Below are 12,076 nucleotides of genomic sequence, written 5' to 3'. Positions count from 1 at the left end.
TGAGCCGCGTATTCCCGCTGTCTATCTGCACATTTTCGAGTATCTGCGGCAGGCAGCGGATCAGCGTTGAAACTATATCGTTAGGCACAGGTCGCATATCAGCATTCAGTATGGGAGTTTATCGAGATTGACCTCCAATCCTGCACGGGCGATATATGCCGGTTTTCCGGCGATTTGCCGCACTTCTTCGGCAAATCCTTTGGCATTGCTATTGCCGTCGGAGAGATGCAGTAAAATCACCTCATTTGCCGCCGATAGATCGGTCGTCCGCAAAATCTCTTTCGTCGTCTGCAATTCCATGTGCGAACCCAGCAGCCGCCCCCGCATGGCGGGAGACATAAACCCTCGGTCGATATTCTGCTGTAAGATCGCATCGGAGTAGTTCGCCTCGATCATTACGTGATTCAGGTCGGCAAGCCGGTACTCGAACATCATCGTATCGGTGATAAAGAGCAGGCGTCCCATCTCCTGATGCTCGATGACGAACCCGACGCATGGCACATCGTGGACGACCGGCAGTACGAAGACCTTGAAGCCTCCCACTTTGTAGCCGTGCATCGGTTCGATTATCTTGCAGAATACGCGATTTCTCGGATTGGCGGCGTCGAATACATCGGCGAGAGCCAGTACGCGGATGCCGCAGGTGAGAAGGTCGTTCAACGACCTTGCATGATCTTCGTGTCGGTGAGATACGAGGCATCCTACCACCTTGCCGAGCTGCCAGCCGAGACCCTTTTTGATGTCGCGCATCGGTATTCCCGCCTCGACGATCAAAGTTTCATCGGCTGCTTCGAGGATGTAGCAGTTGCCCCGTGATGAACTCCCCAAACATTTCAAGATCATACTCTCGTGCCGTCAGATCAGTATTCAGGTGCAGGAGCGGGTGCGGCCTGCTCCGATCCGGTTTCCTTGACTTCCCCCGTTTCCGTATCGACCTCCTCGTATTCCGTTGCCGAGAGATCGACCGTCTGCGCTGCGGCATTATCGAGTGCGTCGTTGCGGTTGGACATGGCCTCATCCTCGACATCGTGAGCCATCGCGTTCTGCATCTCGACGGAGAGATAGCCGTATTTCGACAGCAGGCGGCGAATCACCGTTTTCAGAGCCATGTCGTTGAAGTTGCCCTCCCATCCGACTTTCTTGCCGATGATGCCGTCGTTGGCTTTGGCGATGAGCTGCGCGACGGTCGTCTCTTTCTTCACGGAGGGAGAATACCGCTTGGCGTAGGCGGCCATATCCTCGACGGTTACATAGAGCGTCTTGGAAAAGCCGTTGAGCAGCTCGAAATAGCAGAAGTAGCCGATGATCTTGTCGGAGGTCTTTTCGCCGTCGAAAGCGATCTCTCCCGTGAGCTTGTTCACCTTGCGGACTTCGCCCTCATAGACTACATCGGCATTGATCGTCCGGTACTGCCCCGTTCGCATGGCGAGCTGGATATAGCCCTTGTAGCCGGGGATGAACGTCGGCGTCGGAACTTTGATCCATTCCTCGCGTCCGGTCTGCTCGTTGGTTACTTTTACCGAGTTGTTGTAAACCACGATGTAGGCGAAACCGAGGGCCTTGTTCAGAGGTAGGCGGAGGGTTGCCGCGCGGAGTGCTTCGATGATGATTGCCGAGGGCTTGCAGGTCTGCAAGGATTTGTCGCCCGTATAGAGGTCGATGAGCGATGCGACGAACGTATCCTTGTGCTCGCCGAGGGCGTTCTTGAACTGCTCCTGTATTGACGGAGCATTGATTGTTGCTTTGAGCAGATCGACGGGGCGATCCTGCTTTGCGATTGCTTGATTCATTGTAAGGTTGATTTTGAATGTTAATTTTCTGCGAGTTTTTTAAGAGCGGCGAGTTTTGCACTGAGAGACACGACTTCTGCCATGTTGGGCCGATCGATGAATGCGGCCATGCTTTCGATTAGCCTTTTGCCGCTTCCCATGATCGCTATACATTGGGTCGTCATGTCGCTGTCTTGCGGCTTCTCGTTTACGAGGAGGATGCAAGACCTCTCATTGCCCCCCCCCTCCTGCATCAGCGTTTCGATCTCTTTTACCATCTCCTCCACGCGGAGGATAAATGCGCTTTTCTGTTCTTCGGTTTTCATAATTGCGTTGAATTTTAAGTGAATGATTATTAGTCGAAAAGGCTCTTCGGTTGAGCCGGATTTCCGTTGTGCTTGATGACGAGCTTGTCGTCGAGCGATACGAACAGGCGGATAACCTGCGATTGTGTCGGATGCAGGGTATTGACGCTTTCCGAACCATCGGCGAAAATCGGGGCGGAAATGCCCTCGAAACGGCATATCGCGTTGATGATGTCGATACCCGCGTTGAATTGCCCTGCGGTATTGGCATCGGAGAACGGCACGCCGTTCACCATTGCTTCGCACGTTTCCACTTCACCTCCGTTGATCTGTGTCTCGAAGAGGCGGAACTTCACGAAGTCGAACAGCCCGTTGATCTTGCTTTCGATGGCCTCCGTGCGGGCTTTCGAGAAAGCTGCCATCGTGAACTCGATACCCTCCAACTGCGCGAGTTCTTCCGACTGCATCCGGAGAGACTTTTCGAGTTCGGCGATGCGCTGGTTATTCTTCTCGATCTGTTCGCGCTTCATCAGCCGCGATTTGAGCGCGTCGATTCCGACGGTAAGAGAATCGCGTCCCTCGCGTAAAAAATCATCCTCTGTGGCGGCTATGGGCTGCGAAACTTCCTTTTCGAGTTCTGCGATCTGTTCTCCGAGTGCTATATACTCGGTGTTGGCCGCGATGGTCGGGGTGGCGTCGGGTTCGATGAGTTTTGCCGTGAGGATGCCGCTCATTTCGATTTCGGAGATGATAGATACCTGCTCGGCGATCTTTTCCTCGATTTCGCTGATATATTGATTCACCTCCTCCATGCGGAGTTTGTTCTCCTTGCCGCGACGATTGTTCTCTTCGAGGTCGGCGGCATTCCGGCGATTGAAGTTCTCGGTAATCTCCTGCTGGCGGCTCTCGATCTCCTCGATCTCGAAACGGCGCTTGCAGGTCGGGCAAATAAACTCGTTCTCATCGAATACGAGCTTGCGGGCATTGATTGATTGCCATTGCTTGATAAGCTCGGCGCGGCGATCGGTGCATACCTCTACCTCTCGGCGGGCATTGGCGAGGTCGCGCTCGGCGGCGGCTTTGTCGCGCTTCGCCCGCTCCAAATCCTCGGCAGCGGCCCGCTGCTTGGCCTTGTCGGAACGGTAGAGGGCCTGTACTTCGTCCTTGATTTTGAGTTCGAGGGCCAGCCGTTCGTTTTTCAGGTCGCTGATTTTGCGCACCGTTGCAAGCCGTTCCTCATTCGCGGCGGCATAGGCTTTCGATGCGTCGTTAATCTGTTCCTCGACCTTTGCGAGTGCCTCTTGTTTTTGGCGGAGTTCTTCTTCGAGGGCCGCCCAATCCTCCGCCTCCGGCACATCGCGGCGGCGTTCGTCGATACGTTCGGGGATGGCCTCGATTTCGGTTTTCAGACGGCGTTTTTTCGCGGCGATCTCTTTCTTGTATTCCTCCATCGTCTTACCCGTGAGCGAGGCAAGGAGGGCCGCAAAATCGGCATTTCCGGCGGCTATCTCCTCGTCGGTGATACCTCCGGCCATACGGAAGAGCATCGACCGCTGCGTATCTACCGACTGCGATGTGAAGTAGAGGGGATTGGTGATGAACTTGAATACCTGTTCGGGACAGATGGCGGCGATCTTCTCGTTCCACTCCTTGACCGAGCAGGGTACGTTGTTGTAGAGGCGTTCCTCTTCATGTCCGACGAACTCCTCGACCGCCGAGCCGCGTTTCTTCGTCCATTTTTCATTGAACCGACGGCAGAGGGTTACGACCTCGCCATCGACCAGCAGGACGGCCGATACCTCGTGCGGGAGTTTCGGGATGATGTTTCCGGCCTCGTCGTAGGTCTTGATGCCGAACTGTTTTCTGTCCTCGCTGTTCTTGCCGAACAGGAGCCATGTGAACCCGTCGAAGATCGAAGTTTTGCCGATGCCGTTGCGCCCGTAAATCTCCGTGAGCGCGGGGTCGAACTCGACCGTCAGATTACGCAGTCCCTTGAAATTGAGGAGCCTGATTTCTTTAATGATTACCGTTTTCATTTGCGTTGAATTGAATGTTTACTGAATACTCTCGATGTAATATTGAGCGACCCTTTTCCCCGTCGTCGTCTCAACCCTCGTCGCTTTGAATTTGATTTCGGGATGGCTTTTCCGCAGGTCGCTGATGCGCGATGCGAGCCTCATGCACCCGAAGAGCCGCAATGCTTCGAGGCTCGTGATCCGGCTGCCGTTCAGCAAGTAGGCGAGTATGCGCTTGCATTGGCTTTCGGATTCCTGAATATTAGGGTTGTCGTTCATATCTCTGCTATTTATGCGTTACGGCGTAGGTCGTGCCCCTGCTGCGGATTTCATCGTCGGTCGGGACGCGGGATTGAAGCTGCCATGCTTCGATCTCCTTTTTCCTGAAATAGATTTTGTTGCCCTGCTTGTAGTGCGGAATCTTCTTTGCACTCGTCAAATGCCGCACGCGGCTTTCGGATATGCCGAGCAACAGGGCGATCTCCGAGGTATTGAGCACCTCTTTCGAACCGAGAAGTAGAAGCCGCTCGATACGTTCCAATCTTTCCTCTACTCCCATGTGTCGTCCTCCTCCTGCATCGTTTTCGACATTTCGGGAATCAGCCCGCGAGCGTCCCAATAGTCGCACATCCGAAAGATGAGATACCAAGCCCCGAATCCGATGATCTTCGGGATTATCAGGGCGAGCAGCCATGCTCCGAGCGGTTGGTCGTCTATGGGGACGGAGAATGTCCCGATAACGGCGATCATACCGACGACCATCAGAACGTAGTATCGCCAATTCAGCAGAGCTTTCATATTTCATTGGATTGCACCTCCGATTTTGGGAAGAGGCCGTTTATATTCAGGTTGTAGCGACGGGCTATGATACTCTGCGTCAGCTCGTCGGGGACTTGCCGACCGCAGAGCCACATCTTGACCGTATTCTCGGAACGATGCGTGAGCGCAGCGATCTCGGCGATGAAATTCTGCGCGGGCGTCGGCTTCTTTTTCTGCTCCGCATAGAGGTCGAAAAATGATTTTTTCTCTGTTCTGCTCATATTTCGTCGATAATTATTCACTTGTTAGGTACTATTTTTATATATTTGCACCCGACGGATTTTATTGATGCGTCAATATCTTCCCGTATTGCAAGGGCAAAGATAAATACTTTTGTTTGGATAACCAACATATTTCTTTGTTTTCTGCAAAGAAAAATATTTGGCATAGATTGGGATTTGCGTTTGAATAAGAATAACATTGTGATATACAAACATATATGACAGGACAGAAGATAAAGGACATACTTCGCTCGGAGGGCATCACAATTGCGGATGTTGCGCGGATGCTCGGACATAATGGGGATCAACGTCTGCATAGTGCCCTGAAATCCGAGGATGTCAAAAGTGGGTTGATCGAGGATATTGCCCGTGTTACCAACAAAAGTGTTTGTTATTTCTATGAGGGTAGCGGGAATACGGTAGCGACGGATCACGGTATCGCGGTATCGGGTGATTCGAATCAGATCAATGCGCTGTCGGAGAAATTCATCGCCTTGCTCGAAAAAAAGGACGAGCAGATGGATCGGCTCATCGGGATTATAGAAAAGAATAATAAATAGAGGTCGGATATATGAAAACAGAAGAGATAAAGGAGTTGTTCGAGCAGTTCGAATCTATCGCCAATGAGTATGAGGGGATCGAATGTTGGAGTGCGCGAGAACTTTGCGGGCTTCTCGGCTATTCGAAGTGGGAAAAATTCTACAATGTAATCGAAAAGGCGCGGGATGCGTGTGTAAACGCAGGAGAGCATGTCGAGGATCATTTTCCCCGCGTCGGGAAAATGATCGAACTTGCCAAAGGTGCGCAGCGCGAGATTGATGATTATATGCTGACCCGCTATGCCTGCTACCTGATTGCGCAGAACGGCGATCCCCGCAAGCCGCAGATCGCATTTGCACAAAACTATTTCGCTGTGCAGACCCGTAGAGCGGAGTTGGTGCAGCAGAGAATCCTCGATTACGAACGGGTGCAGGCTCGCGCGAAGCTGGCAGAAACCGAAAAACGACTGTCAGGCGTCCTGTATGAGCGCGGCGTCGATAGCCGGGGTTTTGCGATTATCCGGTCGAAAGGGGATAGGGCTTTGTTCCATCTTGATACAGCATTGGTAAAGCGCAAACTCGGTGCACCCGATTCCCGTCCGCTGGCCGACTTTCTGCCGACGATCGGTATCAAAGCGAAAGATTTTGCCGCCGAAATGACCTCTGTAAATGCCGAGCAGAAGAATTTGCACGGACAGATGGCGATAGAAAAGGAGCATGTCGATAACAACGTCGCCGTCCGCAATATGCTTTTGAGCCGGGGTATCGTCCCCGAACAGCTCCCTGCGGGCGAAGATGTGAAGAAAGTCGAACGACGGCTTAAATCGGAGGAAAAGACGCTAATCAAGGGGAAGAAGAAATGAGCCGCAGACGGGTTTACAGCGACAATACGTTGGCTATTATGGAGCGGTTTTTCACGGCGTTCGACATTGCCGTACAGAATCGGCTGATAAAGAGTATCGCCGAATATTGCCGGGATAATTCGATAGCTCCGCCTCATTTCTATACGCAGCGTAAAGACCGCAATCGTGGCTATTTCGAGGTCGGATGGCTCGTTCCGCTGGTTCGGGATTGCGGCATATCCGCGACATGGCTCCTGACCGGACGGGGCATGATGTTCCAGCAATAGAAAAAGGCATCGAAACCGATGCCTTTCTTCGTTAGAATATGTCGGGTATCTTGGCGACCGCTGCCTGCTTGTTCTTGTCGAGCACCTTTGCGTAAATCTGCGTGGTCGATAGCTCCCGATGTCCGAGTAGCTTGCTGACCGTATAAATATCGGTTCCGAGGTCGAGCATCATCACCGCGAACGTGTGGCGGCCGCAATGGAAGGTTATATCCTTATGGATTCCGGCCCGCAATACCCACCTTTTGATCGTTTCGTTGGTGCAACTCGGAGAGTGGATGTTGGGGAAGATATGCTCGGCGTCCTTGCCGCGCTCGCCCATGAGTTCGGCGGCCTGCGGCGGGATGTCGAGATATTCCTGTCCGCTGGTCTTCTTCTGTTTGAAGATAATCCGAGTGAACTCTCCCTGCTGATGCACATCGCCCCATGTCAGACGGATCACGTCGGAGCGGCGCAGTCCCGTCAGGCAGGAGAACAGGAACGCCCGCTTGATGGCCGGATATTCGCATTCTGTTTGAGCGAGCCGCTGCACCTCTTCGATGGTCAGGTACATGCGTGTTCCCTCTTCGGCCTTGAAACCCTCGACGCCCCTCATGGGGTTGATAGGTATGATGCGATCCTCGTATGCTTGATTCAGGCAGGCCCGCAGTTTATTGAAGTAGCTGACCCGTGAATTGCGAGACAGCGGATGATCCTTGATGCGATCCCGCTCGTCGCAGCTCCACGCGCACGCATCTTTCTCTAAATAGTCCCGAAATCCCTGCACCCATTCCTGCGTGATCTGCGAGAACCTGATCCGCTCGTTCGGCTCGTATTTTTGGAGGTGTTTCAGGCATGATTTCCAATTCCCCCAATTTCCGGTACTCTCCGCTCCGAGCCGCCGGGCGCACATCGCACGGTAGTAGTCGAAGAAGAGGGTGTCGGAGGCGTATGCCGACTTGAAGCCATGCTCGCCGTTCTGCACCTCGACGATGCGCCGTGCCTTGATCGAGTTGGCGAGTTGGAGGGTTTGCCGGTTCGCCTCCCTGTCGGCTTTTGTCTTTTCGGGAATGAGGTACAGTTTCAGAAATTCGTATTCCCGCTTTCCGTTCAGGTAGATGTCGAGGTAGAGGCTGACGTTCCCGTTCGTCAGCTTCTTGCGCCTGATCCGGATCGGTTCTTTGATCTCCGCCATATCCTTTTGCGTTGAATGATTTTTGTTACTTCTGTTACTCATTTTGGCCGAGTAACAGAATAGCAACACAAAAGTAACAAATTATTTGCATCCGTACAGCAAAGAGATGAGAAAATTTTGTTTGGCAGATAAAACTGTAAATAGCTTTGTTATTGCTGTTTATATGCCGATGATGTGCTGGCGAAATGGCGTTTTGGTTAATTGGAAAAATGACGACCTATTTTCCGATGCAGAATTTCGAAAAGATGTTTTGCAGGATTTCGTCGGGGGCGATGGCGCCGCGGCCCGTGATGGCGCTGAGGTGGGTGATGACCTGGCGGATTTCTTCGCTCAAAAGGTCGGTCGGAAGGCCGTGGGCGAGACCGTCGAGGGCTTGGCCGAGTGCTTCGCGGGCCGCCGAAAGCGCTTCGTAATGGCGGCTGTTCGAGACGACCGGATCACCGTGGTAGAGCGCTTCGGTGTCGACGGACTCCCGCAGGGCGTCGCACAGGGCGTCGATACCCTCGCCGTGTTTGGCAGAAATGCCGACAACGCCTTCGGGAAGCCGCCATGCGGCCGGAGCCTTGTCGGTCTTGTTGACGACGGTCAGGAGTTTCTGCCCGGGACGGAGCGGAAAATCCGGGGCGGGAACCGGACCCGTGAGCGTCGAGGCGTCGACCATATGAATGACGATCCGCGCCCGTTCGATGCTCGACATCGTGCGCTGGATGCCCATTTGTTCGAGCCGGTCGTCGGTCGGGCGGATGCCGGCCGTGTCGAGGAACCGGAAAAGCACGCCGCCGATGTTGGCGCACTCCTCGATCACGTCGCGCGTGGTTCCGGCGATCTCCGAGACCATGGCCCGCTCCTCGTTCAGAAGTCGGTTGAGCAGCGTCGATTTGCCGACGTTCGGCGCTCCGGCGATGGCCACGGCGACGCCCTCCCGGATGGCGTTGCCCAGTGCGAACGAACTGCGCAGGCGGTCGATCTCCGCAGCGATGCGCTGCATCGTCGCGCGCAGCGCCGTACGGTCGGCGAACTCCACATCCTCCTCCGAGAAGTCGAGTTCCAGTTCCAGCAGCGAGGTGAGGTTCAGCAGTTTTTCGCGCAGCGATTCGAGCTCTTCGGAGTATCCGCCGCGCATCTGCGTCGAGGCCAGCGCGTGCGCGGCGCGTGACGACGAGGCGATCATGTCGGCCACGGCCTCGGCCTGCGAGAGGTCGAGTTTCCCGGCCAGGTAGGCGCGGATGGTGAATTCGCCCGGCTGGGCCATGCGTCCTCCCGCGGCAATCAGCAGCCGGAGGATTTCCGAGACGATGTAGGAGGAGCCGTGGCACGAGATTTCGACCGAGTTTTCGCCCGTGTAGGAGTGCGGGGCGCGGAAAACGGCCGCCAGCACGTCGTCGATCACGCGGTCGCCCTCGGCTATCGTACCGTAATGCACCGTGTAGCCGTCTGCCTCGGCGAGCAGCCGCCGGCCCCGGAATATCCGGTCGCAGACGGCGAAGGCTTCTCCGCCGCTGATGCGGATGACGGCGATAGCCCCTCCGGCGGCGGTTGCAGGGGCGACGATGGTATCGTGATCGGTGTTCATTACCTGCCTTCGATGCGGAGCCGTTGTCCGATGCGGAGTTTGTGGGCGCTCTTGAGCTTGTTCCAGCGCATGATCTGCGCCGTGGTCACGCGGTAACGGCGGGCGATGGCCCCCAGCGTGTCGCCCTTTTTGACCACGTAGACCGATCCGCTGCGCTCCTGGCGTTTCTTGTCGATGTTGGCCGGGTTGATGTACTCCTTGAGGTACATCGAGTCTTTGGCTTGGATTTCAGGCTCGTGAGCGATGTATTGCATGACATACCGCTGCGGCAGGACCAGCGTGTAGGGCTTGGTCGTGGCCGGGATGATGTCGAGTTTGTACTGCGGATTGAGCTGGCGCAGGGTCTCGATCGGCAGGTCGATCGTCGAGGAGATCTGCTCCAGATGCATCAGTTTGTTGATCCGGACGGTGTCCACCGAAAGGGGAATCGGAGCTTCGGTCGGCTCGATGCCGTGCTGGCGGTGGTAGGCGTAGGCGTACGACGCGCCGATGAAGGCCGGCACGTAGCCGCGCGTCTCGCGGGGCAGGTAGTCGTAAATCTCCCAGAAGTTCTTGCCTCCCGAGCGGGCGATCGCTTTGTTGACGTTGCCCGGGCCGCAGTTGTAGGCGGCGATGGCCAGCGACCAGTCGTTATAAATGGCGAAGAGGTCTTTCAGGTAGCGGCAGGCGGCCTGCGTGGCGCGGTAGGGGTCGCGGCGTTCGTCGACCAGCGAGTTGATTTCGAGTCCGTAGCTCTTGCCGGTCGTGGGCATGAACTGCCACAGCCCGACGGCGCCCATCGGCGACACCGCCGTGGGGGAGAGCGCCGATTCGATGATCGGCAGCGCGCGCAGCTCGACGGGAAGGCCTTCGCGGAGCAGCTCTTCCTCGATGATCGGGAAGTAGTACTGCGACATGCCGAGGATGCGGCTGATCGTGCCGTAGCGCGAGTTGGTGTAGCGGTTGATGTAGCCCTTTACGATGCTGTTGTAGGGGAACTGGATCGGCGACGCGAGGTCGAGCAGCCGCCGGGAGTAGACCGAGTCGGGCGTGCTGTCGGCCACCTCGGTGGAGTCCTCCAGGATGTACTGTTTGAAAAATTCGCTGAACGCGTCCTGCCGCTGGCGTTCGCGCCATGCGGCCAGCAGCGAGTCGGTCTGTTCGGGGGAGAATCCCAGCGTCATGTCGTTGACGACGGGTTCTTCGGCCGGGGCGGGTTCCGGCTCGGGGACGGGAACCGGTTCGGCCTCGGGAACGGGCGCCGGGACGACGGTTTCGGTTTTGGCTTTCTTGTCGCGTTTCTTCTTGCGGGGGCTGCGGTCGAGGGCCGACGCCGAAGCGGCGACGGCCAGGAGCAGCGCTATGGTAAGGAGTTTCTTCATCGTCTAAAATTTCAGGCTCAGATTGAAGCCGAACACCGGGCGGTTGCCCCCGAGGGTGGGGACGTAGGTGTAGTCGACCAGCGGTTCGAGGTTCATCGAGAGGTCGTCCGAAATGTCGTAGTCCTTGAGGTGGGCGTCGACATGCGCATCGACGATCTGCAGGACGTACAGCGCACCCGAGAGGATGATGCAGAGGTCGCGGTTGCGCCGGTAGTTGTTGCGCAGGTTGCGGATGAACGAGGCCGAATAGCGTCCGTGGAACTCGTCGGTCGGCCCGTCGGGGTATTTGTCGGGATTGCGGTCGTAGTCGCTCAACAGATTGTAGGCCTTTTTGAAACGTTGGTAGCCGCGGTTGTTCCAGTCGATGCAGTAGATCATCGAGGCGAATCCGCCGATGACGAAAGGCACTTTCCAGTAGCTTTTGTTGTAGATCTGTCCCGCTCCGGGGAAGATGCAGGCCAGCGTGGTGGCCTTCTTGACGCTCGACACGTCGTTGGTCGAGTAGCTCACGGCCGCGTCGCCGATGAAGTAGATGTACGAGGCGATCGTGATCCCCAGGTAAACCTGACGCCGCGTGTTGCTGCGGATCATCTTGGACTGGAGGGCGTCCAGCTCGGGCGTGCGCGAGAGGTTCACGTCGGTATAGGATTCGAACTGGCGCTTGAGCGGCTTGTAGGTCTTGTTTTCGTGGATGTACAGTCCCAGTCCGGTTCCCACCAGTCCGTAGAGGATCGGCAGTTTCCAGTACTGTTTGTTGTAAATCTGTCCGTAGCCGGGGACCACGGTCGAAATCCAGCACACCTTCGAGAGCGACATCGAGTCGCTCATAAACCAGCCTTTTTTGTAGACCTTGCGTTTGGTCGTGGTGTCCACGCCCCGCTGTGCGGCGTCGAAGCGCGCCAGGGCCAGCGAGTCGAGGTAATGCAGGTCGTCGGAGCGCAGGTCCGCGACGGCCGCCGAGTCGGCGGCGTATTCGGCGGCGGCGATCGAGTCGATCTGCCGTACGAGGCCCGCCAGGCGCAGCGAATCGCGCCGGCCCTTGAGCGAATCCGGTTTTTCGAGCAGTCCGCCGCGGACGACCGTGCGTGCGCCGCGGTGGAGTTGCGCCCCGGCGGGCAGTCCCAGCGAAAGGGCTGCGACCAGGAGCAGGAGTCTGAACCGGATTGTCACCATA

At 56.1% G+C, this 12,076-nt stretch carries 15 protein-coding genes; 3 read left to right on the top strand and 12 right to left on the bottom strand.

The annotated features are described in order from the left end of the window. Positions 1–105: 105 nt before the first annotated feature. From DWW03_RS01060 to DWW03_RS01025, 8 genes are read right to left on the bottom strand one after another with little or no spacing between them, the layout of a single operon-like run. Positions 106–843 (bottom strand): MBL fold metallo-hydrolase, encoded by a 738-nt coding sequence (locus DWW03_RS01060; protein WP_118406117.1) that lies wholly within the window; start codon positions 841–843, stop codon positions 106–108. Between the two features lie 17 nt (positions 844–860). Further along, positions 861–1,802, bottom strand: coding sequence for a recombinase RecT (locus tag DWW03_RS01055; RefSeq protein ID WP_259301967.1), 942 nt, complete (start codon positions 1,800–1,802; stop codon positions 861–863). 8 nt (positions 1,803–1,810) lie between these two features. Further along, positions 1,811–2,095, bottom strand: coding sequence for a hypothetical protein (locus tag DWW03_RS01050; RefSeq protein ID WP_118406115.1), 285 nt, complete (start codon positions 2,093–2,095; stop codon positions 1,811–1,813). A 29-nt stretch (positions 2,096–2,124) separates the two neighbouring features. Then, positions 2,125–4,110, bottom strand: a complete 1,986-nt coding sequence (locus DWW03_RS01045) for an AAA family ATPase (protein ID WP_004328745.1) — start codon at positions 4,108–4,110, stop codon at positions 2,125–2,127. Positions 4,111–4,128: 18 nt separating this feature from the next. Continuing rightward, positions 4,129–4,368 carry a helix-turn-helix domain-containing protein gene (locus tag DWW03_RS01040; protein WP_004328746.1) on the bottom strand — a complete coding sequence of 80 codons (240 nt, stop codon included), beginning with the start codon at positions 4,366–4,368 and terminating at the stop codon, positions 4,129–4,131. Positions 4,369–4,375: 7 nt separating this feature from the next. After that, positions 4,376–4,648 (bottom strand): helix-turn-helix domain-containing protein, encoded by a 273-nt coding sequence (locus tag DWW03_RS01035; RefSeq protein WP_004328747.1) that lies wholly within the window; start codon positions 4,646–4,648, stop codon positions 4,376–4,378. Next, positions 4,639–4,887 carry a hypothetical protein gene (locus DWW03_RS01030; RefSeq protein ID WP_004328748.1) on the bottom strand — a complete coding sequence of 83 codons (249 nt, stop codon included), beginning with the start codon at positions 4,885–4,887 and terminating at the stop codon, positions 4,639–4,641. Before DWW03_RS01030 ends, DWW03_RS01035 begins: the two co-directional genes overlap by 10 nt. Continuing rightward, complete coding sequence (locus DWW03_RS01025; RefSeq protein ID WP_004328749.1) at positions 4,884–5,129, bottom strand: hypothetical protein; 246 nt, start codon at positions 5,127–5,129, stop codon at positions 4,884–4,886. Before DWW03_RS01025 ends, DWW03_RS01030 begins: the two co-directional genes overlap by 4 nt. A gap of 218 nt (positions 5,130–5,347) precedes the next feature. Here DWW03_RS01025 and DWW03_RS01020 point away from each other — a divergent pair, with 218 nt between their 5' ends. From DWW03_RS01020 to DWW03_RS01010, 3 genes are read left to right on the top strand one after another with little or no spacing between them, the layout of a single operon-like run. Continuing rightward, positions 5,348–5,689, top strand: a complete 342-nt coding sequence (locus tag DWW03_RS01020; protein ID WP_004328751.1) for a hypothetical protein — start codon at positions 5,348–5,350, stop codon at positions 5,687–5,689. Positions 5,690–5,700: 11 nt separating this feature from the next. After that, entirely contained in the window at positions 5,701–6,531 is an 831-nt protein-coding gene (gene dinD / locus DWW03_RS01015; RefSeq protein WP_004328752.1) for a DNA damage-inducible protein D, read from the top strand. Beyond that, complete coding sequence (locus DWW03_RS01010; protein WP_004328753.1) at positions 6,528–6,797, top strand: hypothetical protein; 270 nt, start codon at positions 6,528–6,530, stop codon at positions 6,795–6,797. The genes dinD and DWW03_RS01010 overlap by 4 nt, the downstream gene beginning before the upstream one ends. 31 nt (positions 6,798–6,828) lie before the next feature. Here DWW03_RS01010 and DWW03_RS01005 read toward each other — a convergent pair whose 3' ends face one another. The 4 genes from DWW03_RS01005 to DWW03_RS00990 all read right to left on the bottom strand — a co-directional run bounded on the left by DWW03_RS01005 (position 6,829) and on the right by DWW03_RS00990 (position 12,075). Then, positions 6,829–7,968 carry a site-specific integrase gene (locus DWW03_RS01005; protein WP_004328754.1) on the bottom strand — a complete coding sequence of 380 codons (1,140 nt, stop codon included), beginning with the start codon at positions 7,966–7,968 and terminating at the stop codon, positions 6,829–6,831. A gap of 217 nt (positions 7,969–8,185) precedes the next feature. Continuing rightward, complete coding sequence (gene mnmE, locus DWW03_RS01000; RefSeq protein WP_118406114.1) at positions 8,186–9,541, bottom strand: tRNA uridine-5-carboxymethylaminomethyl(34) synthesis GTPase MnmE; 1,356 nt, start codon at positions 9,539–9,541, stop codon at positions 8,186–8,188. Continuing rightward, entirely contained in the window at positions 9,541–10,902 is a 1,362-nt protein-coding gene (locus DWW03_RS00995; RefSeq protein WP_118406113.1) for a lytic transglycosylase domain-containing protein, read from the bottom strand. Before DWW03_RS00995 ends, mnmE begins: the two co-directional genes overlap by 1 nt. 3 nt (positions 10,903–10,905) lie before the next feature. Beyond that, on the bottom strand, positions 10,906–12,075 hold the full coding sequence (locus tag DWW03_RS00990; protein WP_118406112.1) for a DUF5683 domain-containing protein: 1,170 nt from the start codon (positions 12,073–12,075) through the stop codon (positions 10,906–10,908). Position 12,076: the final 1 nt, after the last annotated feature.

Source organism: Alistipes sp. AF14-19 (assembly GCF_003461645.1).
In the GTDB taxonomy this organism is placed as follows: domain Bacteria; phylum Bacteroidota; class Bacteroidia; order Bacteroidales; family Rikenellaceae; genus Alistipes; species Alistipes shahii.
Note: the sequence above shows the minus strand (reverse complement) of the source record. Positions and strands in the feature narration are given on the sequence as shown.